Below are 23,076 nucleotides of genomic sequence, written 5' to 3'. Positions count from 1 at the left end.
CCCGGCCGGCGCGGATCAGTCCGTGCCGGCCGTCTCTCGCGCCGCCGCCTGCGCTGCGAGCTTCGCGACCTCGGGCCCCAGATGCTCGACCAGCAGCGCGACACCCTTTGCCGACGGGTGGATCCCGTCGCGCAGAAGGTAGGGCCCGCGGCCCTCGGGCGGGATCGCCGCGAGCGGCGCGTAGAGATCCTGCAGCAGCAGCGTTCCGTGAGTGTTGGCAAGGCGCGGCCAGATCTCGGCCCAGCGGCGGCGCAGGTCGCGGTCGCGCCCTGGCGCGTGGATCCCGACCAGAAGCGCAGGCCGCCCGCCTTCCGTGGCGGTGGCGAGCATCGGCCCCAGGTTCGCCTCGGCCCGCTCGGGCGACCAGCCCATGAGCATGTCGTTGCCGCCAAGTTCCACGATCACCGCGTCGGGCGCGTGGCGGCGGATTGAAACCGGCAGCCGCACCCGGCCGCCATAGGTCGTGTCGCCGGACAGGCCGGCGTCGATCACCGTCGCTTCGATCCCGCGCGCATCCAGCCATGCCTGCAGCTGCGGCACCAGGCCCTTGCCGGCGGGCAGGCCGTAGCCTGCCGTCAGGCTGTCGCCGAAGGCGAGGATGCGGGGCGCGTCCGCCCAGGACGCAAGCGGCGCCAGCATCGCGGCAAGCGTCGCGGCGAAAAGCCGGGCGCGGCTGGTTCGAGTCATCGTCATCCTCCCTCAAGCCCGCCGGGCCCCGCGCCGGACGGGCCTGGCGCCGGACAGACCTAATAGGCGGCGCCCCGCCGCTCAACCGCGCGGTGGTCGCAAACGCCCTTGCGTCACGGGGCTTTGAGTTGAAGCTTCGTGCCGAAGCAGCTACTCGCCGGGCAAGAACGAAACAGAACCGGAGGGACGGACATGCTTCGCCGCAACCTTTTGACGCTGGGCCTCGCCCTGCCGCTGGTCGCCCTTCCGGGCGTGACGCTGGCGCAGGCCGCCCCCAAGGCCAGGGCGAACGCCGCCGACCCCTACGCCCCGGTAGAGGTGCCGATCCGCGAGGGGTTCGAGGTCGGGTCGATCGTCGTCGTGTCGGACGACTATTTCCTGTACCATGTCATCGCGCCGGGCCGCGCGATCCGCTACGGCGTGGCCGTCGGCACGGACGAGCTGGTATGGCGCGGCCGCGCTCTGGTCGGCCGCAAGGTCGAATGGCCCAGCTGGACGCCCACCGCCGAGATGATCAAGCGCAAGCCCGAACAGTACGGCAAGTACAAGGACGGCATGCCCGGCGGCCCGCAGAACCCTCTGGGCGCCCGCGCGCTGTACCTGCACACGGAAGGCGGCAACGACACCGCGATCCGCATCCACGGCACCACCGACCCCTCGTCGATCGGCCGCTCGGTGTCGAACGGCTGCATCCGGATGCGGAACGAGGCGGTGATGGACCTGTACGACGACGTGCCGGTCGGCACCCCCGTCTACGTCTACTGACCGGGCGGCGGGCAGCGCCCTGTCCGGACCGCGTGTCTTCCGGCTTCGATCCCTGACGGACCCGGCGCTGGCCGGGTTCGACGACATCATCGACGTCCGCACCCCGTCCGAATACGCCGAGGACCATGTCCCCGGCGCCATCAACCTGCCGGTGCTGGACGACGCCGAACGCGCCCGCGTCGGCACGATCTACAAGCAGGTGTCCCCCTTCGACGGCCGCCGGGTGGGCGGCGCGCTGGTCGCGGCGAACGCGGCCGTGCATATTTCCGGGCCGCTTGCCGATCGCGGCGGGGCGTGGCAGCCGCTGCTCTACTGCTGGCGGGGCGGGCAGCGGTCGGGGTCGTTCGCGACGATCCTGTCCCAGATCGGCTGGCGTGCGTCGGTGCTGGAGGGCGGCTGGAAGACCTGGCGCCGGCTGGTGCTGGACATGGTGGAACGGGACGGTCCCGTCTCGCCGGTGCTGGTCCTCGACGGCAATACCGGATCAGCCAAGACGCGGGTTCTCGCCCGGCTGGCCGCGCGCGGGGTGCAGGTCATCGACCTGGAAGGCCTTGCCAACCACCGCGGCAGCCTGTTCGGCGCGATGGACGGCGGCCAGCCGCCGCAGAAGCTGTTCGAGACGCGCCTTGCGCTTGCCATGGCGCGGCTGGACCCGGCCCGTCCTGTCGTGGTCGAGGCGGAAAGTTCGCGCATCGGCGGCATCGTCGTGCCGCGGGGCATGTGGCGCGCGCTCTGCGCCGCGCCGCGCGTGCGGCTGGTGGTGCCGGCCGCGGCGCGGGCCGCCTTCACCACCGGCGACTATGCCGACGTGCTGGAGGACCGGGGCCGGGTCGAGCGCACGATCGCGCGCCTGGCCCCGATGCACCCCGCCGCCCGGATCGATAGCTGGCGCGGCATGGCCCAGGCGGGCGCGTGGGAGGCGCTGGCGCTGGAACTGATGCGCGACCACTACGACCCCCGCTACCTGAGCCACCGCGATCGCTACAGTTCGATGGAGATCGGGGAGATCGCGCTGGACCGGCTGGACGAGCCCGCGCAGGAACAGGCGGCCGCGCGGGTCGAGGCGGTGCTTGAAAGCGATGCGTTCAGGCGGTTCGGCGCTGCGCGCGGCGACGAAGCGGCGGCCCGCCGCACCGCGCCCGGCGCCGGAGATGTCAGCGGTCGCCGGACGCCGCAGGCCCGATGACCTCATCCACCCAGGCGGGGACCGTCGTGGTGGCGGGGCCCGCGATGTGACGATGGAACAGGGGCGAGCTGCGGTGCGGATCGAGGTTGATCTCGACGCAGTCGGCGCCGCTGCCGTTGGCGATCTCGACGAAGCCCGCGGCCGGGTAGACCTGCCCCGACGTGCCGATCGCCGCGAAGGTGCGCGCGGTCTGCAGCGCGCCCATGATCAATTCCATCTGCTGCGGCATCTCGCCGAACCAGACGATGTCGGGCCGCAGCGCCGCCGCGCCGCAGGCGGGGCAGGGATCTGCCGTGGCAAGGTCGCCCGTCACGGCGAAGCGATTGCCGCAGGCCGCGCAGATGCCGCGGTTGAGCGCTCCGTGCATGTGGATCACGCCCTGCGCGCCGGCCCGGTCCAGCAGGTCGTCGACGTTCTGGGTGACGACGAGGACGCCTGGCTGGCGCGACAGGCGCGCAAGCGCCCGGTGCGCGGCGTTCGGCTGCGCCGACCGCGCCTGCCGCCGGCGTTCGTTGTAGAAGCGGTGGACCAGGTCGGGATTGCGTCGGAACGCGGCCGGTGTCGCCACGTCCTCGACCGCGTGATCCTCCCACAGACCGCCGCTGTCGCGGAACGTCCTGAGCCCGCTTTCGGCCGAAAGCCCCGCACCGGTCAGGACGACGATGTCGATCATGGGTCGCTGTCCCCCGGGCTCGCGGTCAGGTGTCTTTTGCCAGGGGCCGGCATGTCGCATGGTCCATGCGCCGCAGGCTGCACGTCGCGCGCCGGTGCGTGTTGCACCGATCCCGCGACGCGCTCGGGAAAGCCGGCCCGCTGGTATGCGCGCCTGGCCGACGGGTCCGGGGGCCGGCCCGGACCGGGATCAGCGCGAGCAATAGGCCTGCGCGGTGTTGGCGAAGTTCTTGTAGCGCGCCCAGAACGCGTTGTCGGCGTCGCGCTTGGACATCCGCACCGCCTGCGCCTTCTCTGCGTCGCGGAAGAAGCTGGCCGCCCGGCGCTGCTCTGCGCGCGACAGCGTCATGTCGGCGACCTGCTGGATACAGCCGCACAGGCGGGCCGATCCGCGCCGGTCAGAGCCGTGGCAGGCCGAATCGATCGGGCCGGCGACCGCGAACGGAGCCGTCAGCAACACGGCGGCCACGATAACTGCGGGTTTCAGCATCATCTGTCTCCTCGGAAAGCCGCCGTTTCGCCGGCGGTCGGTTCTGGTCCGGTCGAGCGGAACCTCGTCATGTTAGCAGGCGGCGGGCTTCTGCTCAACGACGACGCGAACCGTCGCGTGCTTTCCGCGTACCCTCCCGCGTCATGGTGCCGTATCGCGCGCTGCCCTGTCGGGATTGGGCCGGACCCCCATGGACACCTGCCAGGTGCGGCAGGGCGGCGGCGCGGACGAGGGCGGCGACCCACCGTCGGCGAGCGTTCCCGTCGCGACACGCCGCCCGCCTTCCACGCGACCGGACGAAAGTGTCGCAGCGTCGTCCCGGCAGAACCTGGCCGGACGGTGGACCGGCGACCGTCAGGCCGTTCCGGTCAACGCAGAAGCTGCAAGGCAGCCGAGTAATTGCTTGTCGTCCCCTGCGTCGCCTGCGACCGGATCAGGAAACGCTGGATCAGCTTTTCCATGTTCGCGGGCTCGGCGATCGCCTTTGCATCCGACGTGCCGAACAGCTTTCCTGCGGCGTTCCTGAATTCATCGAGCTGCCTGTCGAGCGGCAGCTTGGCGTAGGACGTGCCGATCCCGAACGCGCCCGCGACGACCTTGCGAAGCGGGGAGCTGCCCAGGATCTGGTACCACTTCGTGTTCTCGGTCGACGGAGCCGACGCGATCGTCGCGATCTCGCGCCTGGCGTACAGCGCCACGCGAAGATCGGGATCGACGGCGCCGACCCGCGCTTCCAGTTCGGCCTGCCGGTGGTTCCCGATCACGTTCTCGATCGCGGCGCCGCCCGGGCTGCCCATCGCGGCGGTGATCGACTTCGCAAAGGCCGCGTAGCGCTTGTCGGTCAGCCGGTTGGCAAAGCTCTTCGGATCGGACAGGTCCGATTCGAGCACCTTGCGGATGAAGAAGCGGCTTTGCAGGTCGCCCTCGAGCCCCGCCGAGGTCAGCGACAGCTTCATCAGCCGGTAATCCGCCACGAACTCCTCGGCAGATGCGATCGTCTTCATCTTCTCGCGGAAGTAGTCGTGATCGCGGTTCAGCACCGGGTCGCGGGCGACAACGGCCTGCTGCGCCGCCATCGTGCGGTTCAGCACCCGCCAGCCCGCGTAGCCCGGCAGGCCCACCGCGATCCCGGTCATTGCCGCGCGGAGGCCAGCAGCCGCGCCTCGCGCGGCAACAACCCGCGCAGGCGGCGCAGCGCCTGGTAGTAGTTGGACTGCAGCACCGCGGCGGTCGCGTCGTCGATGATCAGCCGGCTGTCGTAGTCCGAGAAGACCTGGCTCAGCTGTTCCAGCCCGACGAGCAGCTGCGCATGCCCCTCGGCCCGGTCGGCGTCGCCCGACAGAAGCAGCTGCGCGACATAGCAGACCCGCGCCACCGGCGTGCTCGCCTGGTCAGGGTGCAGCGCGTCCTTCAGGCGGAGGACGTTTGCGTTCGGGCTGCGGATCGAGATGCGCGTGCGCCGGTCCCCGTTCTCGATGATGGCGCCGTTGATCAGCAGCCGTTCGTTCGGGGCCAGCTTGATGACGAGCCCGCTCATCCCCGCACCGGCCCGCGCAGCCCGGCCATGATGCTGCTGTTGATCTCGATCAGCGCGGACAGGTCGCCGTCGCCGGCGGCGACGCGGAACCCGTGGCGCACCGAAAACAGCGCCAGCGACAGGAGCTGCGCCTTGAGTTCGTCGGGAAGCGCGTTGTCGGGCAACGCAAGGTCGGACGCGAGCGCGGACCACAGCTGCGTGTTCATGTGAACCGCCTCGCCCGCGGCCGCGCCGCGTCCCGAGGGATCGGCTGCCTTCAGGCGGCGGGTGACGCGGGTGAAGGCGTCGTATTCGTTGTCTCGATCGGTGCGGATCTGGGTGGCGGCAAACGGGCTGCCGGCGCGGGCAAGAGCGTGCGCGTTCATCGGGTCGTTCCCTCGACTGTGTGGCGAAAGCCGGGGCGCCGTCCTGGCGCCCCGGTCTGTTCAGGTCAGCGGAACAGCGACAGGATCGACTGCGGCGCCTGGTTGGCGATCGACAGCGACTGGATGCCCAGCTGCTGCTGCGTCTGCAGCGCCTGAAGGCGGGCCGAGGCCTCCTCCATGTCGGCGTCCACCAGCGCGCCGATGCCGGTCTTGAGCGAGTCGGTCAGCTTCGAGATGAAGTTGGCCTGACCTTCGATCCGGGTGCCGGCCGACCCGAACGCCGCGGCCGCGTCGGTGGCGGTCTTCATCAGCGTCTCGATCGACGCCATGGCGGCCGTAGCCCCCGCTGCCGTCGAGACGTTGATCGCGCCCAGTGCGCCCAGACCGCCGGATCCGGCGTTCTGGAACCGCGCCGAAATGGCGAGGTCATTCGTGGTCGCGGTCGCGCCCGACTTGATCGTCAGTTCGCCCGGGTTGCCCGAGTCGTAGTCCACCGCAAGACCGGGCACGCCCAGCTTTTCGATCGCCGACTTCAGGCCGACTGCCACGACATCGTTCGGCGTGGCCGAGGCCGCGTCCGAATCGGTGACGGTGTAGGTCGCTTCCTTGTCGCCGATGCGGATCGAGATGCTGTCGCCTGCGGCCAGCGTGTCACCGCCCCCGCCGACCGTCAGCGTGACCCCCGTCGTGTCGCCCGCGTCCAGCGACATCACCGCGCTGTCGCCCGACGCCGACGCCGTGCCCGACGTGGTGAAGATGTTCTTCGCCACGTAGTTGCCCACCGACAGATCCTGGCTTGCGACCGCGATGGTCGACGTGGTCGTGCCGGCGGCCGAACGGTCGACCGAGGCGAGGAAGTTCACGGTGCCGGCGCTGCCATCCAGCAGGTTCAGCCCGTTCACCTGCGAACCCTTCACGATGTTCTCGATCTGGCTGCGCAGGTTGACGACGTCGTTCTGCAGTTTTCCCCGGTCGGTGTCCGAGGTCGCGTTCTGCGCCGAGATGATGGTGTCGCGGATCTTGCCCAAGGTCTTCTGGATGTCTTCCGCGCCCTCGCGGGCGGTCCCGACCGCGGCGCCGGCCATCGACAGGCCGGACGAGATCGCCTTGAACCCGCTCACATCCGCTTCCATCGTCTTGGAGATCGCCCAGACCGCGGCGTTGTCCTTGGCCGTCGAAACGGCCTTGCCGGTCGAGATCTGGTCCTGGGTCTTCGCCAGGTTTGCGTTGACCCCCTTGAGGGTCTGCAGCGCCACCATGGCGCCGTTGTTGGTCAGAATGCTGGACATTTTGTCCTCCGTTCATGGGCTGCCAAGCCCGACTGTTGACGAAAAGGCCTTCTGACCCATGGGCTTCCATTTGCCCTTGCACCGTTCGATGCGATCACCGTTCTAGACGGGACACCTTAAGAGCTAGTGAATTCCGTAGCTCCGCTCAAATCCGAAAGCCGGAAAGCTTTATTCAAAACCGCCGCGCCTTGGGAAAGGCGGTGGTTTCGATCTGCCTGCGGCCCGAATTGTCGTAGGTCTGCAGGCTCGCCGCGGCACGCCGGGCGGCCGTGACTCCGTCTATTGCGGCCTTGATCCCTTGGCGCTGGGCTTCCGCAATCGTTGCCATGCGCTGGACCAAGCGGCGGCACCTTGCCGCGTCCGCCTGGTCCAGCGTGCGTCCGCCGTCTTCAAGGGATTGCAGCAGGGTTAGCGCCGTTTCGGGGTCATGCCGGTCAAGCGCCGCGCCGGCTTCGTCCAGCCGTTTCACGAACGCGATCATCGTGCCACCAGCGATTCGGCAAACTTCAGGTCGATCCGGCGCGAAAGCGCGTCGGCGCGTTGCTCGGTCAGCCAGCTTGCGAATTGCGATTCACCGATTCCCCCGGAAAACGACCCAGAGGCATCGACGCCGGTGTATTTCAGCATTTCAGCCAAAAAAGCTGATTCGAGTTGATCGGCCTGTGTCTTGCCGCGCACTGCAGCCGGCGGGCCGTCTGGATTGAATGCAATTTTCATGAGTTCCTGCCTGTCTTGGTCGCAAGATCCGCATTAGCAGGAAGCGGTAAAGAATTCGGTAATCTGGGGATGCTAGGAACAGGTATTCAGGTGGGAATCAGATGCACGCAGCTGCGATCCAGTTCAAGACCGGCCCCAGCCCGCGTCCCGGGGCCGACAGGGCGCCGCCAGCTGCGGAGAGTGCGTTCGAGGTGGTGATGGCGGCCCTGACCTCCGCGATCGAGCCCCGGCACGTCGAGGAACCGTCGACGGCGACGGAGCAGGTCGTCGAAGCCGATCCCGCGACCGTGGACGAGCCCTCGGACCAGGTCGACGAGCCGGCCGTGCCGCCGATCGGCCTTCCCCTCGTCTCGCCCGCGCTTCCGCAACCTGGCCTGCCTCGGCAAGCGGTGGCCGATGGTGCCGGTGGGGGACCGGCGGATGCTGAGATGTCGCACGAGATCGCGGCACGGGCACGGGCGCTCACGATGCCTGCAAGCGTTCCTTTGCATGAGCTTCGTCTTCCCGACGATAGTACGACGGTGCAACAGGGAACCTTGCCCACGATGCAGGCAGATCAGGGGCCGACCACCGCGTTGGAAAAAAAACCCGACGTGCCCTCGTCACCGTCGCAGGCCGAGGCCGGTCCGAGCAGCCTGTTGCGTGTCCCCCAGCCTGCCAGTTCGCTACCGGCGCAGGAGGTGAACTCCAATGGCGCAGCAAGGTCCGCGCCCTCTGGTGAGGGCGGCGCCGCGCTGGTTCTCAATGCGGCTGCGGCGGCTGCTACGACGGATTTCGTGCAGCGGGATCTGGCCCCCACCCGCCCTAGTGCGCGTGAGACTCGGGCTGCAGAAACGTCGATGAAGCCTGTGGCCGAGATTCCACAGCGGGAAACAGCGCCCGTTCGTTCCGCGACGCAAGTGGCGGCAGAGGGTTCCGGCTTGACGCAGGAGGCCGGCAAGATACCGGCGTGGGAACCAGCAGCACGACAGGCGGAGCTTCGGCTGCTGGAACAGATCGGCAATCCCGCACGCAAGCCTCAAAGTGGCGACGCGCCGGGGGACGGCAGTGAAACGCACGATAGGGACGACGCGATTGTTGATCGCCGGGTACTCCGGGACCGGCTCGACGCGGCCCGGCCGAGGCTGCACGTGGTTGCTGCCACGCCGCCGGACCCAAGCGACCTTGCTGTGGCCGAGCCTTTGGCAGAGGTCAGGAACGTTCCCCTTCCGGACCAGCCGCTCGCCGCGGCCGCGCTGTCCTTCGCGGTGCCAGTCGCGCCGTCCGAAGCGTCTCCCGCCGCCATCCCTCTGCGCGCCGCGGCTCACGCCGCCCATGCGCCGCTCGTGCAGATCGCGGACGTGATCGTCGCGCAGCGCGAGGGCTCGACGGAGATCATGCTGAACCCGCACGAGCTCGGGCGGGTCAAGGTCACGATCTCGGGCGACAGCGCCGTTCTGCATGTCGGGCTGGTCGTCGAGCGGCCCGAAACGCTGGATCTCGTCCGGCGTCACGCGGATCTCCTCGTCAGGGAACTGCGGCAAGGCGGGGTCGAGCAGCCGCTGCTGGACTTCATGGCGCAGGGCGATCCGCAGGGCAGCGGAGGGCAATCGGCCGGCCGGCAGGCGGCACAGTTTGCCGACCAGCATGACAGGGGTGTTCACGGCGGGTCGGCCGCGGGGATTGTCGCGGAGCCCGCCAGACCTGCGACGCAGCGCGGGCGGACCGACGGCACCCGCATCGACATCAGGATATGAGGAACGACATGGTCAATGCAGTCAGCACCGCCACGCCGCCGGTCACCGGATCGGCCGCCGGGGCACCCGCCGCCTCGTTTTCGGGCGGCGATTTCCAGACGTTCCTGAAAATGCTCACGACGCAGATCAAGAACCAGGATCCGCTGAACCCGATGGAAGGGTCGGACTTCGCGGTGCAACTGGCGACGTTCTCGGGCGTCGAGCAGCAGGTGCGGACGAACGACCTGCTGGCGCAGATCGCCGCGCAGTCGGGGGGAAGCTTGTCGGCGGTGTCGCAGTGGATCGGGAAGGAGGTTCGGACGACTGCCCCGGTGTCGTTCGACGGCAGCCCCCTGACGCTCACGATCGACCACGCGCCGGATGCCGATCAGGTCGTGCTCGTGACGCTGGATGCGCGCGGGGCGGAGGTCTCGCGCGAGGACGTGGGCCTGGGCGAGGGCGAGGTCGACTGGGTCGGCCGGCACGCGTCGGGGGCGGTGCTGCCCGACGGTCTTTACAGCTTCCGCCTTGAAAGCCTGAAGGCGGGAACGGTAATCGACCGGGCGAATGTCGGCGCTTATTCGCGCGTGATCGGGGCCGAAATCACGGCCGACGGCGTCCGCCTGTCCCTGGAAGGCGGGGCCAGCACGATGGAGGACGACGTCACGGCACTGCGCGACACGGACGGATGAACAGGCGCGGCCCGGATGCGGCATCAGCGATCAGGCGCAAGGTGGTAAGCGCCGTCATGCGATGGCTCGCCTTGCTGCTTCGGCTCTCGTCCGGCCGGCTTGCGGAACCGGATCGTCGCGCTGGCGGCTTGCGCGGCCATGCGTGTCCCCGGCCCGCGCATGGCCCTGCGACGACGCGGCCAGCTGCCGCCCGATCAGCCGAGCGCCGCTCCCACCAGGACGCCGGCGACGACGAGGGCCGCAGCCGCGAGCCACCTCATCGTGCCCCGGTCGCGTTCGACCCGCACGACGGTCCCCGTCCGGGCTAGGTCGCGAAGCTTCGTGTCGATCATGTCCGGCAGCAGCGGGCCGAAGCGCGACACGGTCTGCGCGACCCGCAGCATGTCGCGGACCGCGGCGCGGGGCCCGAGATTGTCGCGCACGTAGTCTTCCACCACGGGGCGCGCCGCCTGCCACATGTTGATCTGCGGGTCGAGCGAGCGGGCGACGCCTTCGACCACGACCATCGTGCGCTGCAGCAGGATCAGTTCGGTCCGGGTCTGCATGCCGAACCGCTCCGTTACCTCGAAGAGGTAGGACAGCAGGTTCGCCATGGAGATGCGACTGGCGTCGGCGCCGAAGATCGGCTCCCCCACGGCGCGGAGCGCGCGCGCGAATTCGGCCATGTTCTGGTCGCGGGGCACGTAGCCCGCCTCGAAGTGGACCCGGGCGACGCGGTGATAATCGCGCTGGATGAAGCCCAGGATGATCTCGGCGTAGGTGCGCCGGGTGTATTCGTCGATCTCGCCCATGATTCCGAAGTCGAAGGCGACGATGTCGCCGTTCGGGGCCACGCGCAGGTTTCCCTGGTGCATGTCGGCGTGGAAGAACCCGTCGCGAAGCGCGTGGGACAGGAACAGCTGGATCATGCGCGAGGCGAGCGCGCCGGTGTCGTGGCCGGCGGCGCGGATGGCACCGACATCGGCCATGGGCGTGCCGTGGACCCAATCGCTGGTCATGACGCGGCGCGACGACAGCGGCCAGTGCGGATGCGGCACGGTGAACCCCGCGTCCTTCCTGACGTTGTCGGCAAACAGCGACGCGGACGCGGCTTCCAGCCGCAGGTCCAGTTCCCCCATCACGACCGATTCGAAATGCGCCACCACGTCGCGCGGCCGCAGCCGCCGGCTGGCGGGGGACAGCCCCTCGATCAGGCTTGCGGCCAGGTGGAACGCGTCGATATCGCGGCGGAACGCGGCCTCGATCCCGGGGCGCAGGACCTTGACCGCGACCTCGGCCCCGTCATCGGCGCGGCGCGCGTGGTGGACCTGCGCGATCGACGCCGCCGCCAGCGGATCGGAAAAGCTCGTGAACAGCGCCTCGACCGGCTGGCCCAGCTCGGCCCGGATCATGCGGCGGGCGATGGCGGTCGGGAAGGGCGGCAGGCTGTCCTGCAGGACGCGCAGCTGCTCGGCCATCCCGACCCCGACCACGTCGGGGCGGGTGGACAGGATCTGGCCGAACTTGACGTAGGCGGGGCCGAGCGCCGTGATCGCGCGGGTGACCGGCGGCAGCGCCGGATCGCCACGGTAGCCCAGCCATGCGAAGGGCCACCCCAGCACCCGCGCCGCCAGGCGGACGCGGGGCGGGGCGGCCATCGCGTCAAGCGCGGCGCCCATCGCGCCCGTGCGCTCGAACGTGGCGCCGGTGCGGATCAGCCGCCAGATGTTGTGCGGTCCGCGCAAGTCTCAGAGCTTCCAGCCGGAATGAAGCGCGGCGATGCCCATGGACAGGTTGCGGAACCGCACCCGGTCGAAGCCCGCGTCGCGGATCATGCCGGCAAAGGTTTCCTGGTCCGGAAAGCGGCGGATCGATTCGACGAGATACTGGTAGCTGTCGCGGTCGCCTGCCACCATCTGGCCCAGGGGCGGGATGACGTTGAACGAATAGCGGTCATAGGCCCATTGCATCGCCGGCACCGGCAGCTGCGAGAATTCCAGCACCATCAGCCGCCCGCCGGGCCTGAGGACGCGGAACGCCTCGGCCAGCGCCTGGGGAATGCGCGTCACGTTGCGGATCCCGAAGCTGATCGTGTAGCGGTCGAAGCTCGCGTCCGCGAAGGGCAGGGCCATCGCGTCGCCCGTGACCCAGTCGAGGCGACCTTCCAGGCGTCCGGCCTCGGCCCGCCGGCGCCCCTCGACCAGCATCGATTCGGTCATGTCGCAGACGGTGACGCGCGCGCCCGGCGCCCGGTCGAGGAACCGGAACGCGATGTCCCCCGTGCCGCCGGCCACGTCCAGCAGGAGCTGGCCGTTCCGCGGGGCGAGCCAGTCCATCATCGCGGTCTTCCACAGCCGGTGGACGCCCACGCTCATCAGGTCGTTCATCACGTCGTACTTCGACGCGACGCGGGAAAAGACGCCGTGGACCAGCCCCGCCTTTTCGTCCTCGGCCACGTCGCGAAAGCCGAAATGGGTTTGCCTGGGCTCGTCGTCGTTCATAGGTCTGGGTCCGGTCGCCTGTTTCGGGCGGCACAATGCGACGAACGGGGCCGGAATGCCAGAACTGCCAGAGGTCGAGACGGTGCGCCGCGGCCTTGCCCCGCACCTGGAAGGCCGCGTGATCGCGCGGGTGGACCAGCGGCGGCCCGACCTGCGCTGGCCCATGCCCGAGGACCTGGTGCAGGTGCTGACGGGCGCGCGGGTCACGGCGCTGAGGCGGCGGTCGAAATACATCCTTGCGGACCTCGACCGGGGCGGCTGCCTGCTGCTGCACCTGGGCATGTCGGGGCGGGTGCGGGTCGAGGGGGCGCAGCTGGGCGACTTCCACCACGATCCGCCGATCCTGCCGCAGCACGACCATCTGGTGCTGACGACCGACGAAGGCACGACGATCACGCTGAACGACGCGCGCCGGTTCGGGGCGGTGGACCTCGTGCGCGAGGGGCAGGATCACCCGCTGCTGGCGGCGCTGGGGCCGGAGCCGTTCGATCCCGCCTTCACCCCCGCTCGGCTGGCGGCGGCGCTGGCGGGGCGGCGCACCGCGATCAAGGCCGCGCTGCTCGACCAGCGGATCGTCGCGGGCCTGGGCAACATCTATGTCTGCGAGGCGCTGCACCGCGCGGGCATCCACCCGGCGCGGGCGGCGGGGCGGATCGGGCGCGACCGCATCGCGCTGCTGCACGGCCTGGTCCGCGAGGTGCTGGCGGAGGCGATCGAGGCGGGGGGATCGAGCCTGCGCGACCACCGCCAGGCGTCGGGCGAGCTCGGCTACTTCCAGCACAGCTTCCGCGTCTACGGGCGCGAGGGGCAGCCGTGCCGGCGGCAGGGCTGCGGCGGCACCATCCGCCGGATCGTGCAGGGCGGCCGATCGACATGGTACTGCCCCGCCTGCCAGCGCTGACCCGGCAGGCGGCGGGCCGCCGCGCTTCGGGGTTCCGCCCGGCCCTGCCGTTTGCTAACCACAGCCCATCCATGAGGGAGAGATGCCATGGCCTACCAGACGCTCATCGTTGAGGTCGAAGACAAGATCGCGCTGGTCCGCCTGAACCGGCCCGAGGCGATGAACGCGCTGAACGGCCAGCTGATCGGCGAACTGGCCGACGCGCTGGGCGCGCTCGATGTCGACGACAAGGTCCGCTGCATCATCCTGACCGGCAGCGAAAAGGCCTTCGCCGCCGGCGCCGACATCAAGGAGATGGCGCAGAAGACCTTCGTGGACGTCTCGGACGAGGACCTGTTCGGCGCCGACATCGACCGGATCGCGCGGACCCGCACGCCGGTGATCGCCGCGGTGTCGGGCTATGCGCTGGGCGGGGGCTGCGAGCTTGCGATGATGTGCGACTTCATCATCGCGGCCGAGAACGCGAAGTTCGGCCAGCCGGAAATCAACCTGGGCGTCGTCGCGGGGATCGGCGGCACCCAGCGACTGACCCGCTTCATCGGCAAGTCGAAGGCGATGGACATGAACCTCACCGGCCGCTTCATGGACGCGGCCGAGGCCGAGCGGTCGGGGCTGGTGAGCCGGGTCGTCCCGACCGACCGGCTGCTGGACGAGGCGCGGGCCGCCGCCGGGAAGATCGCGAACAAGTCCACCATCGCCGCCCGCGTCGCGAAGGAGGCCGTGAACCGCGCCTTCGAGACGACCCTGCGCGAAGGGCTGCTGTTCGAACGGCGGGCGTTCCATTCGCTGTTCGCGACAGAGGACCAGAAGGAAGGGATGAGCGCGTTCCTCGAAAAGCGCGAGGCGCAGTTCCGCGACCGCTGACGCCGGCCCGGCAGGATGGGCGGATGCGCCCGCCCGCCGGCGCGCAAGGCCCTGCCGGCCCGAACTCGTCGTCCGGGATATGCCGTCAGGCGCTTGACTAGCGGCGTCCGCGCCCATACAAGCACGTCTTCAAGAATTATCCAGTCGCTACGGAATCGCACAAGACATGGCCAACTCGCCCCAGTCCAAGAAGCGCGCACGCCAGATCGAGCGCCGCACCGCCGTCAACAAGGCGCGTCGTTCGCGCATCCGCACCTTCCTGCGCAAGGTCGAGGAAGCGATCGCCGGCGGCAACGCCCAGGTCGCGGCCGATGCGCTGAAGACCGCGCAGCCGGAACTGATGCGCGGCGTGTCGAAGGGCGTCGTCCACAAGAACACCGCAGCCCGCAAGATCTCGCGCCTGTCGTCGCGCGTGAAGGCGCTTTCGGCGGCCTGATCTGCGCACGCCGGGCGGCGTGAACGCCACCGCGTCCATGACTTTCCGACCTGTTTCAGGCGCGCCGCAAGGCGCGCCTTTTCTCGTTGCAATGTGTTGTTTTCGTTCGGTTTTCACGCCTGCATCGCGCGTCGCAGATTCGGCCGGGCAAAGAAGCTGTCAAGCGCGAAGATGAGTTGCGGGGGTTCCGGCCTTGCGCGTAGCTTGGCGAAGCGATTCACGTCGCGCTGTTAATCAGGGGATCAGATCGCCCGCACCCGGTTCTGCCGCCGGGACGGGGCGACCGGCAGACAAGGTTGAAAGACCGCTGCCGGGAATGCGATGCGACCGCCTGCCAGCGGTCTGCCAGCGTTCGGTCGGGGTTGAATGGTCATCGGTCGCATCGCGGCCCCTATCTCACCGGCGCTTTGCCGGGCGAATGACCATTTCCTCGTGATCCCCTTGACGGCGTGCGATTCGCTGCCCCGCCGGGCCTGCCGGCGGGGAATCGGGGACAAGGACGGACGATGATGGACGGAATCTGGAGCCAGGCGAAAAGCGAGCTGGAGCGCCTGGTCGGCGCGAACAACTATGCCAACTGGATTCAGCCGCTGCGGCTCGCCTCGCTTCGCGACGGCACGGCCGACCTGGTCGGGCCGACCAAGTTCCTGTCCGACTGGGTCGCGCGCCACTATGCCGACCCGATCCTGAGCGTGCTGGTGCGCCACGGCTGCGAGGTCGAGCGCCTGACCTTCCGCGTCGATCCGGCCGTCGCCGGTGGTGCCCGTGCCGCGGCCGCGCCCGAGGCGCCGCAGCCCGCCCCGCAGGCCGCGCCCCAGACCACGTCCCAACCCGGCCAGCCCGCCCCGGCCCGCGTCGGCCGCCCCGAGGAAGAGCTGACCTCGACGCTCGACGCGCGGTTCACCTTCGACAACTTCGTTGTCGGCAAGCCGAACGAGCTGGCCCACGCCGCCGCCCGCCGCGTGGCCGAAGGCGGCCCCGTGTCGTTCAACCCGCTGTTCCTCTATGGCGGCGTCGGCCTGGGCAAGACCCACCTCATGCACGCCATCGCGCGCGAGCGGCAGGCGCGCGACCCGCAGGCGCGGATCCTGTATCTCTCGGCCGAGCAGTTCATGTACCGCTTCGTCCAGGCCCTGCGCGAACGCACCGTCATGGACTTCAAGGAGCTGTTCCGCACCGTGGACCTGCTGATGGTCGACGACGTGCAGTTCATCGCCGGCAAGGATTCCACCCAGGAGGAATTCTTCCACACGTTCAACGCCCTGGTCGACCAGGGCAAGCAGATCGTCATCTCGGCCGACCGCGCGCCGGGCGAGATCAAGGACATGGAGGAGCGGATCAGGTCGCGCCTGTCCTGCGGCCTGATCGTGGACCTGCACCCCACCGACTACGAGCTGCGCCTGTCGATCCTGCAGTCCAAGACCGACCTGTTCCGCCAGACCTATCCCGGCCTGATCCTGAAGGACGGCGTGCTGGAGTTCCTCGCCCACCGCATCACCTCGAACGTGCGGGTGCTGGAAGGCGCGCTGCAGCGCCTGTTCGCCTTCGCGAGCCTGATGGGGCGCGAGATCGACCTGGACATGACGCAGGAATGCCTCGCCGACATCCTGCGTGCGTCGGACCGCAAGGTGTCGATCGAGGAAATCCAGCGCAAGGTGGCCGAGCACTACAACATCCGCCTGTCCGACATGATCGGGCCCAAGCGGGTCCGCACGCTGGCCCGGCCGCGCCAGATCGCGATGTATCTCGCCAAGCAGATGACCTCGCGCAGCCTGCCGGAAATCGGCCGCCGCTTCGGCGGGCGCGACCACACCACGATCATGCACGGCGTCCGCAAGATCGAGGAGCTGCGCGCCCAGGACCGCAGCCTTGCCGAGGACATCGACCTGCTGCGCCGCACGCTCGAGGCGTGAGCGCCGCAAGGGACGGGCGCGTCGGGCTTGACCGCCGCAACCTATTGATCAAACTGTCCCCCGACGCGCGCCGGCGCGGCGCGCGTGCGACGACAGCGAAGGGCTGAACCCATGAAATTCTCGATCGAACGGGCGGTGCTCGTGAAAGCCGTGGCCCAGGCGCAATCCGTCGTCGAACGCCGCAACACGATCCCGATCCTGTCCAACGTCCTGATCGAGGCGCAGGGCGACGGCGTCAGCTTCCGCGCCACCGACCTGGATACCGAGGTGGTGGACAAGGCCCCGGCGATGGTCGAACGCCCTGGCGCCACGACCGTGTCGGCGGCGCTTCTGAACGAGATCGCGCGCAAGCTGCCCGACGGCGCGCTGGTGTCGATTTCCACCGACGGCGCCGAGGGGCGGCTGAACGTGCAGGCGGGACGGTCCAACTTCAGCCTCGCGACGCTCCCGCGCGAGGATTTCCCGGTCATGGCGTCCAGCGAATACAGCGCCAACTTCTCGGCGCCCGCGCCGCTCTTGCGGCGGCTGTTCGACAAGTCGCGCTTCGCGATTTCCACCGAGGAGACGCGCTACTACCTGAACGGCGTCTACATGCACGTCGCCGACGGCGCCGACGGCCGCGTTCTGCGCTGCGTGGCGACGGACGGGCACCGGCTCGCGCGGATCGACGCGGGCCTGCCCGAGGGCGCGGAGGAGATGCCGGGCGTGATCGTCCCCCGCAAGACGGTGGCGGAGCTCAAGAAGCTGCTCGACGGCGACGAGACCGAGATCGCCGTGTCGGTCAGCGAGACCAAGGTGCGCTTCGCCACGCCGACGATCATGCTGACCTCGAAGGTCATCGACGGCACCTTCCCCGACTACACCCGCGTCATCCCGCAGTCGAACGCCCGCAAGCTGGAAGTCGACGCGAGCGACTTCGCCCGCGCCGTGGACCGGGTGGCCACGGTGAGTTCGGAGCGGTCGCGCGCGGTGAAGCTTGCCCTGGACGAGGACCGGCTGGTCCTGTCGGTCAACGCCCCCGACGCGGGCGCGGCCGACGAGGAGCTGGCGGTCGCCTATGCCGACGAGCCGCTGGAGATCGGGTTCAACGCGAAGTACCTGCAGGAAATCGCCCAGCAGGTCGACCGCGAGAATGCGGTGTTCCTGTTCAACGGCTCGGGCGACGCGGCCCTGATCCGCGAGGGCGGCGACGAATCCGCCGTCTATGTCGTCATGCCGATGCGCGTGTGACGCTGACGCGGCTGTCGCTGGCGCAGTTCCGGTCGTGGCCGCGGCTCGACCTCGATCTTGGCGGGCAGCCGCTGGCGATCCACGGCGCGAACGGCGCGGGCAAGACCAACATCCTTGAAGCCGTCTCGATGCTGTCGCCGGGGCGGGGGCTGCGGAGCGCCGCGCCCGGCGATCAGGCGCGGCAGGGGCGCGATGCGGGCTGGCGCATCCGCGCGGTGGTGGGCGGTCGGCCCGTGGAAACCGGGGCGCTGCCCGGTGAATCGCGCAGCGTCCTGATCGACGACAAGGCCGCGCCGCAGGTGGCGCTGGGCGCGCTGATGCGGGTGGTGTGGATCGTGCCCGCGATGGACCGGCTGTGGACCGACGCGCCCGAGACGCGGCGCCGCTTTCTCGACCGGATCACGCTGTCCTTCCATCCCGGCCACGCCGACGAGACGCTCGCCTATGACAAGGCCATGCGCGAACGGAACCGGCTTCTGCGCGACGCGGTGGCGGACGGCGGGTGGTACCGTGCGCTCGAGGCGCGGATGGCGCAGGCGGGGGCGGCGATCACGCGGCACCGGCTGGACGCCATCGGCCGCATCGCCGACGCGCAGCGCGGGGCCGAGACGGCGTTCCCGGCCGCGACGCTGACGCTCCTGGCGGGCGACGGGCAGGCGGATGACACGGACGAAGGGTCGATCGCCGGGCGGCTGGCCACGACGCGCCCGCGCGACATGGCCGCCGGGCGCACGCTCACCGGCCCGCACCGCGCCGATCTTGGCGCGCACTGGGGGCCGCAGGACATGCCCGCCGCGCTGAGCTCGACCGGAGAGCAGAAGGCGTTGCTTTTGTCCCTGGTCCTCGCCAACGCCCGCGCGCTCGCCCACGCGCGTCCGGTCCTCCTGCTGGACGAGGTCGCGGCCCATCTCGACGCTGACCGCCGGGCCGCGCTTTACGACGAGATCGTGGCGCTTCCCGCGCAGGCGCTGCTGACCGGGACGGGGCGCGAGCTGTTCGCCGCGCTGGACGGGCGGGCCGAGTTCATCCACGTTCGCCGTGACGGCGGCGCATCGTCCGCCGAAGCCGAGTGAAAAGGGGCCGAAGATGCTGCCGAGCAACCGCGTCACGCTGATCACCCTGGGCGTTGCCGACATTCACGCCTCGGCAAGGTTCTATGCCGGACGGGGCTGGGTGCCCTATCCTGCATCGCCCGACGGGCTGACGCTGTTCCAGATGCAGGGCGCGGCGCTTGCGTTGTTTTCGCGGGCTGAGCTTGCCGCCGACCAGAACCGCGCGGAAGGCGACCTGGGCACAGGCGCGATGACCCTGGCGCAGAACTGCGAGGATGTGGAACCGGTGGACGCCGTGTTCCAGGCCGCGCTTGATGCGGGCGCGACCGAACTCAAGCGGCCCGGGAAGGCGGTCTGGGGCGGCTATTCGGGCTACTTCGCCGATCCCGACGGGCATGTCTGGGAAATCGCGCACAACCCCGGCTGGCCGCTTTCGCCGAACGGGGCGCTGACGCTGCCCTGAGGCGCGGCGATGCTCGACTGGCAGGGCGACGCGACCGTTCTGGCCCGGCGCAAGCATGGCGAGAGTGCGGTGATCCTGACCGTCTTCGCGCGCGACGCGGGCGTCATCAACGGCGTCGTGCCGGGCGGGGCGCGGCGCGGTCCCATGCTGCAGCCGGGAAACCGCCTGTTGCTGCGCTGGCGGGCGCGGCTGGCCGACCAGCTCGGCACCTTCACGGCCGAGCCGCTGGCGTCGCGCGCGGGGCTGATGGACGACCCGGCTACACTCGCGGGGCTGAACGCCGTGACGGCTCTGCTGGCCTATGCGCTGCCCGAGCGCGATCCCCACCCCCATCTGTGGGACCGGACCGAGGACCTGCTGGACGCCATGCAGGCAGGCGGCGACTGGCCTGCGCGCTACCTGCGCTGGGAACTGACGCTGCTCGATGAACTCGGCTTCGGGCTGGTGCTGGACCGCTGCGCCGTGACCGGCGCGACCGAGGGGCTGGCCTATGTCAGCCCGCGCACGGGCCACGCCGTCACCGCCAAGGGGGCGGGGGAGTGGGCGCCGCGCCTTCTGCCGCTGCCGGCGCTGCTGGGCGGGACGGGCGGCGGGCTGGCCGAGGCGCTGGCCGTGACCGGGCATTTCCTGAACGCCAACCTCGCCGAGTCGCAGATCGGCAAGCCGCTTCCCGCCGCGCGGGACCGGCTGGTGCGGCGGCTGTCGCGGGCGGCTGTCGGGGGCGGGACGACGCAGGACCGGGCGGCGCAGGGGTCATCCGGGGCCTGACCCCGCGCCGCCCGGTCCTGCGCCCGGGTCAGTTCCCGGTGCGTTCTAGCGTGATGTAGGTCGGGCCGATGATCTTCAGCACGCCCCCTTCCCACTGCGCCTGCTGGGCCTGGGTCAGCGCCTCGAACAGCCGCCCTTCGAATCCCTTGTGGCCGCAGGCGATGTCGGTCCAGTTCATGGTCGAAATGTGGATCTGCGGCAGGGTCGCGGTGTTGGTGGCGGTAAAGGTGTTGCACGGCCCGCTGCCCGAGATCGTGCCCGGGCCAAGGCGGATGCTGCCGTCTCGGGTCGGCACCGCCTCTTTCCCGAAGCCCACGACGGTGTAGGTGCCGTAGGGAATGCCGCCTTCCCAGCCGGTGCTGGCGCCAGTCGCGGCGGGCTGGTCGCAGGCAGAGATGGCCGCCACGGCGGCAGCGGCCGCGGCAATGCGAATGGCAGTCTTCATGGCTGAATTTCCCCGGTGAAACATCGTCTTGGCCGAACGCGCGGTGAAGGCGTGCGTTCCCGATCTTGTCAAGGGGACGCGTCGTCGTGGCAGAAGGGTCACGCGGGACGCGGCCGATCCGGCCGAGCGCCGGACCGGAGGCGCGTCCGGCAGGAACCGCGCCGCCCCTTGCCGCGTCCCGCGTCGTCTGCTGCCGCGTCCCGCGCAACCCCTTGCCGCGTCCCGCGCATGGGGGCAGGTTCGCGTGGCGGCGGCCAGGCCCCCGCCAAGCAGGATGACCTTGATGACCGACGCCGCCGACCTGACCGCCCGCCTGATCCGCTGCCCCTCGATGACGCCCGAGGAAGGCGGCGCGCTGACCCTGATCCAGTCGCTGCTGGAGCCCGCGGGCTTCGCCTGCACCCGCGTCGACCGGAACGGCACCCCGAACCTGTTCGCCCGCTGGGGGGCCAAGGGGGCGCGGACCTTCGGCTTCAACGGCCACACCGACGTGGTGCCGCCGGGCGATCCGGCCAGTTGGACCCATCCGCCGTTTTCCGGCGCGGTCATCGACGGCACCATCTGGGGGCGCGGCGCAACCGACATGAAGTCGGGCGTCGCGGCCTTCGTCGCCGCCGCCATCGACTTCGTCGCGCAGACCCCGCCCGACGGCGCCGTGATCCTGACCGTCACAGGCGACGAGGAAGGCGCGTCGCGCGACGGCACGCCCGCGATCCTCGACTGGATGGATGCCAATGGCGAGCGGATGGACGTCTGCATCGTCGGCGAGCCGTCCAACCCCGAGGTGATGGGCGAGATGATCAAGATCGGCCGCCGCGGCAGCCTGACCGTCAACATCACCGCCCACGGCAAGCAGGGCCACGCCGCCTATCCCCACAAGGCGCTGAACCCGCTGCACCCGCTTATCGAACTGCTGGCCGACCTGACCGCCGCGCCGCTGGACGACGGCACCGAGCATTTCCAGCCGACCGGCCTGCAGGTCACGAGCATCGACGTGGGCAACCCCGCGTCGAACGTGATCCCGGAAAAGGGCCGCGCGACGGTCAACATCCGCTTCAACGACCTGCATTCGGGCGACAGCCTGACCGCGATGTTGCGCGAGCGCGCGGCGGCGGTCGAGGCGCGGACCGGCGTGCGGTTCGAGCTTGACTTCCACGTCTCGGGCGAAAGCTTCCTGACCGCGCCGGGGCCGTTCGTGGATCTCGTCCGCGACGTGGTGGCCGAGGCGTGCGGCAGGGTGCCGGTGCTGTCCACCTCGGGCGGGACGTCGGACGCGCGCTACGTCAAGAACCACTGCCCGGTTCTGGAATTCGGCCTCGTCGGCGCCTTCATGCACCAGGTGGACGAGCGCGTGCCCCAGGCGCAGGTGCGGCAGCTGAAGGACATCTACCAGACTATCCTGCAGAGGTACTTCGGATGACCGCGCAGATCACCCGCACGGACGACCTCGCCGCCTGCCACGCGATCCGCCGCGTCGTGTTCATCGACGAACAGGCCGTCCCCGAGGAGCTGGAGATGGACGACCTCGACGGCGAGGCGATCCATCTTCTCGCGACCGTGGACGGCCGCCCGGCGGGAACCGCGCGGCTGCTGCTCCGGGACGAGGTCGGCAAGATCGGCCGGGTCGCGGTGCTGGCCGACCGGCGCGGCACGGGGCTGGGCGCGGCGCTCATCCGGGCGGCGCTGGACGAGCTGCGCGCCGTGCCCGGGGTCACGACCGCGAAGCTGGGCGCGCAGGTGCATGCGCTGGGGTTCTACGAACGGTTGGGCTTCACCGCCTTCGGGCCGGTCTACGACGATGCGGGCATCCCGCACCGCGACATGACGCGGCCGCTCTGACGTGATCCGGTGGCGCTGATCCGGCCCGAGCTTGCCGCCCGCCTCCGCCCCTGGCGCGAGGTCATCGCGGCGGCGGCGGTCGGGGTGTTCGGGGCCTGGGTCTTCACCCTCGGCGGGCTGGTGTTCGAGCCCGCGGGGCTGGCCGTGCTGGCGGTCGCGGCCGTCTGGGGGATCGACGCGCGGCGGCGGATGCGGTTCCGCCGCGACATCGCCGCGCCCGGCGTGGTCGAGCTGATCGAGGGCGCGATCCGCTACTACGGCGCCCGCGCGCTGGGGGGCGAGATCGCGCTGCGCGACCTGGTCGAGGTCCGGCTGCTGACGCTGCGCGGCCAGCCCCACTGGCGGCTTCGCAGCGCCGACGGCGAGGCCCTGCTGATCCCGGTCGAGGCGGCGGGGGCCGAGACGCTGGCCGATGCCTTTGCCGTGCTGCCCGGCTTCGACATGGCAGCCGCGGCGCAGGCGCTGGACGGCGGGCCGGACGTCGAAACGGTGCGGACGGTCTGGCGGCGGCGCTGATCCGCCTTCGGGAAGGGTGACGGGAAACGGTCACGGGAAAGGGCCGCAGGTTTC

Annotated in this window: 27 protein-coding genes; 15 read left to right on the top strand and 12 right to left on the bottom strand. The window is 70.1% G+C overall.

The window, feature by feature from the left end; all coding sequences use genetic code 11:
- Nucleotides 1-15 precede the first annotated feature (15 nt).
- Nucleotides 16-687 carry an arylesterase gene (locus ELI80_RS11840; RefSeq protein ID WP_236641468.1) on the bottom strand — a complete coding sequence of 224 codons (672 nt, stop codon included), beginning with the start codon at nt 685-687 and terminating at the stop codon, nt 16-18.
- A gap of 192 nt (nt 688-879) precedes the next feature.
- Here ELI80_RS11840 and ELI80_RS11835 point away from each other — a divergent pair, with 192 nt between their 5' ends.
- Nucleotides 880-1,452 (top strand): L,D-transpeptidase, encoded by a 573-nt coding sequence (locus ELI80_RS11835; RefSeq protein ID WP_136652125.1) that lies wholly within the window; start codon nt 880-882, stop codon nt 1,450-1,452.
- Between the two features lie 19 nt (nt 1,453-1,471).
- Nucleotides 1,472-2,638 carry a tRNA 2-selenouridine(34) synthase MnmH gene (gene mnmH, locus ELI80_RS11830; RefSeq protein ID WP_136652124.1) on the top strand — a complete coding sequence of 389 codons (1,167 nt, stop codon included), beginning with the start codon at nt 1,472-1,474 and terminating at the stop codon, nt 2,636-2,638.
- Here mnmH and ELI80_RS11825 read toward each other — a convergent pair.
- From ELI80_RS11825 to ELI80_RS11790, 8 genes are all read right to left on the bottom strand, one after another.
- Nucleotides 2,607-3,311: an NAD-dependent deacylase gene (locus ELI80_RS11825; protein WP_136652123.1), complete on the bottom strand. Its 705-nt coding sequence runs from the start codon at nt 3,309-3,311 to the stop codon at nt 2,607-2,609. The two genes, mnmH and ELI80_RS11825, sit on opposite strands and share 32 nt — an antisense overlap.
- 189 nt (nt 3,312-3,500) lie before the next feature.
- Complete coding sequence (locus ELI80_RS11820; RefSeq protein WP_136652182.1) at nt 3,501-3,800, bottom strand: hypothetical protein; 300 nt, start codon at nt 3,798-3,800, stop codon at nt 3,501-3,503.
- 368 nt (nt 3,801-4,168) lie between these two features.
- A complete protein-coding gene (locus ELI80_RS11815; RefSeq protein ID WP_136652122.1) occupies nt 4,169-4,936 on the bottom strand; it encodes a DUF1217 domain-containing protein in 768 nt (255 codons plus the stop codon).
- Complete coding sequence (gene flbT / locus ELI80_RS11810; RefSeq protein WP_136652121.1) at nt 4,933-5,337, bottom strand: flagellar biosynthesis repressor FlbT; 405 nt, start codon at nt 5,335-5,337, stop codon at nt 4,933-4,935. Before flbT ends, ELI80_RS11815 begins: the two co-directional genes overlap by 4 nt.
- The gene (gene flaF, locus ELI80_RS11805; protein ID WP_136652120.1) at nt 5,334-5,702 is read right to left on the bottom strand and encodes a flagellar biosynthesis regulator FlaF; all 369 of its coding nucleotides are present in this window, start codon (nt 5,700-5,702) and stop codon (nt 5,334-5,336) included. The genes flbT and flaF overlap by 4 nt, the downstream gene beginning before the upstream one ends.
- 65 nt (nt 5,703-5,767) lie before the next feature.
- Nucleotides 5,768-6,991 (bottom strand): flagellin N-terminal helical domain-containing protein, encoded by a 1,224-nt coding sequence (locus ELI80_RS11800; RefSeq protein ID WP_136652119.1) that lies wholly within the window; start codon nt 6,989-6,991, stop codon nt 5,768-5,770.
- A 172-nt stretch (nt 6,992-7,163) separates the two neighbouring features.
- Nucleotides 7,164-7,472 carry a hypothetical protein gene (locus tag ELI80_RS11795; protein ID WP_136652118.1) on the bottom strand — a complete coding sequence of 103 codons (309 nt, stop codon included), beginning with the start codon at nt 7,470-7,472 and terminating at the stop codon, nt 7,164-7,166.
- The gene (locus tag ELI80_RS11790) at nt 7,469-7,708 is read right to left on the bottom strand and encodes a rod-binding protein (protein ID WP_136652117.1); all 240 of its coding nucleotides are present in this window, start codon (nt 7,706-7,708) and stop codon (nt 7,469-7,471) included. The genes ELI80_RS11795 and ELI80_RS11790 overlap by 4 nt, the downstream gene beginning before the upstream one ends.
- A 197-nt stretch (nt 7,709-7,905) precedes the next feature.
- Here ELI80_RS11790 and fliK point away from each other — a divergent pair, with 197 nt between their 5' ends.
- The gene (gene fliK, locus ELI80_RS11785; RefSeq protein WP_136652116.1) at nt 7,906-9,444 is read left to right on the top strand and encodes a flagellar hook-length control protein FliK; all 1,539 of its coding nucleotides are present in this window, start codon (nt 7,906-7,908) and stop codon (nt 9,442-9,444) included.
- Nucleotides 9,445-9,452: 8 nt separating this feature from the next.
- On the top strand, nt 9,453-10,115 hold the full coding sequence (locus ELI80_RS11780) for a flagellar hook capping FlgD N-terminal domain-containing protein (RefSeq protein ID WP_136652115.1): 663 nt from the start codon (nt 9,453-9,455) through the stop codon (nt 10,113-10,115).
- A 194-nt stretch (nt 10,116-10,309) separates the two neighbouring features.
- Here the strand turns inward: ELI80_RS11780 and ubiB are convergent, their stop codons facing one another.
- Entirely contained in the window at nt 10,310-11,839 is a 1,530-nt protein-coding gene (ubiB, locus tag ELI80_RS11775) for a 2-polyprenylphenol 6-hydroxylase (RefSeq protein ID WP_136652114.1), read from the bottom strand.
- Nucleotides 11,840-11,842: 3 nt separating this feature from the next.
- Nucleotides 11,843-12,595, bottom strand: coding sequence for a bifunctional demethylmenaquinone methyltransferase/2-methoxy-6-polyprenyl-1,4-benzoquinol methylase UbiE (gene ubiE, locus ELI80_RS11770; RefSeq protein WP_136652113.1), 753 nt, complete (start codon nt 12,593-12,595; stop codon nt 11,843-11,845).
- 55 nt (nt 12,596-12,650) lie between these two features.
- Between ubiE and mutM the strand changes: the two genes are divergently transcribed.
- From mutM to recO, 8 genes are all read left to right on the top strand, one after another.
- Complete coding sequence (gene mutM / locus ELI80_RS11765; RefSeq protein ID WP_136652112.1) at nt 12,651-13,496, top strand: bifunctional DNA-formamidopyrimidine glycosylase/DNA-(apurinic or apyrimidinic site) lyase; 846 nt, start codon at nt 12,651-12,653, stop codon at nt 13,494-13,496.
- A gap of 87 nt (nt 13,497-13,583) precedes the next feature.
- Nucleotides 13,584-14,360: an enoyl-CoA hydratase gene (locus tag ELI80_RS11760; protein ID WP_136652111.1), complete on the top strand. Its 777-nt coding sequence runs from the start codon at nt 13,584-13,586 to the stop codon at nt 14,358-14,360.
- A 166-nt stretch (nt 14,361-14,526) separates the two neighbouring features.
- Nucleotides 14,527-14,796 carry a 30S ribosomal protein S20 gene (gene rpsT / locus ELI80_RS11755; RefSeq protein WP_136652110.1) on the top strand — a complete coding sequence of 90 codons (270 nt, stop codon included), beginning with the start codon at nt 14,527-14,529 and terminating at the stop codon, nt 14,794-14,796.
- 506 nt (nt 14,797-15,302) lie between these two features.
- On the top strand, nt 15,303-16,709 hold the full coding sequence (dnaA, locus tag ELI80_RS11750) for a chromosomal replication initiator protein DnaA (protein WP_136652109.1): 1,407 nt from the start codon (nt 15,303-15,305) through the stop codon (nt 16,707-16,709).
- A gap of 111 nt (nt 16,710-16,820) precedes the next feature.
- Complete coding sequence (dnaN, locus tag ELI80_RS11745; protein WP_136652108.1) at nt 16,821-17,939, top strand: DNA polymerase III subunit beta; 1,119 nt, start codon at nt 16,821-16,823, stop codon at nt 17,937-17,939.
- Nucleotides 17,936-19,012: a DNA replication/repair protein RecF gene (gene recF, locus ELI80_RS11740; RefSeq protein WP_136652107.1), complete on the top strand. Its 1,077-nt coding sequence runs from the start codon at nt 17,936-17,938 to the stop codon at nt 19,010-19,012. The genes dnaN and recF overlap by 4 nt, the downstream gene beginning before the upstream one ends.
- A 16-nt stretch (nt 19,013-19,028) precedes the next feature.
- Nucleotides 19,029-19,454, top strand: coding sequence for a VOC family protein (locus ELI80_RS11735; protein ID WP_136652181.1), 426 nt, complete (start codon nt 19,029-19,031; stop codon nt 19,452-19,454).
- Nucleotides 19,455-19,463: 9 nt separating this feature from the next.
- The gene (gene recO / locus ELI80_RS11730) at nt 19,464-20,222 is read left to right on the top strand and encodes a DNA repair protein RecO (protein WP_136652106.1); all 759 of its coding nucleotides are present in this window, start codon (nt 19,464-19,466) and stop codon (nt 20,220-20,222) included.
- 28 nt (nt 20,223-20,250) lie between these two features.
- Here recO and ELI80_RS11725 read toward each other — a convergent pair whose 3' ends face one another.
- Nucleotides 20,251-20,667 (bottom strand): META domain-containing protein, encoded by a 417-nt coding sequence (locus ELI80_RS11725; protein WP_161596462.1) that lies wholly within the window; start codon nt 20,665-20,667, stop codon nt 20,251-20,253.
- Nucleotides 20,668-20,941: 274 nt separating this feature from the next.
- Here ELI80_RS11725 and dapE point away from each other — a divergent pair, with 274 nt between their 5' ends.
- Genes dapE through ELI80_RS11710 form a run of 3 tightly spaced genes read left to right on the top strand, consistent with a single transcriptional unit; the run spans nt 20,942 to nt 23,022 of the window.
- Nucleotides 20,942-22,087, top strand: a complete 1,146-nt coding sequence (gene dapE, locus ELI80_RS11720; RefSeq protein WP_136652104.1) for a succinyl-diaminopimelate desuccinylase — start codon at nt 20,942-20,944, stop codon at nt 22,085-22,087.
- Nucleotides 22,084-22,506 (top strand): GNAT family N-acetyltransferase, encoded by a 423-nt coding sequence (locus ELI80_RS11715; RefSeq protein ID WP_136652103.1) that lies wholly within the window; start codon nt 22,084-22,086, stop codon nt 22,504-22,506. The genes dapE and ELI80_RS11715 overlap by 4 nt, the downstream gene beginning before the upstream one ends.
- 9 nt (nt 22,507-22,515) lie before the next feature.
- The gene (locus ELI80_RS11710; protein ID WP_236641467.1) at nt 22,516-23,022 is read left to right on the top strand and encodes a hypothetical protein; all 507 of its coding nucleotides are present in this window, start codon (nt 22,516-22,518) and stop codon (nt 23,020-23,022) included.
- Nucleotides 23,023-23,076 lie beyond the last annotated feature (54 nt).

This window comes from Paracoccus aeridis (assembly GCF_004923205.2).
Classification (GTDB): domain Bacteria; phylum Pseudomonadota; class Alphaproteobacteria; order Rhodobacterales; family Rhodobacteraceae; genus Paracoccus; species Paracoccus aeridis.
This window is presented reverse-complemented; position numbering and strand designations above follow the sequence as displayed.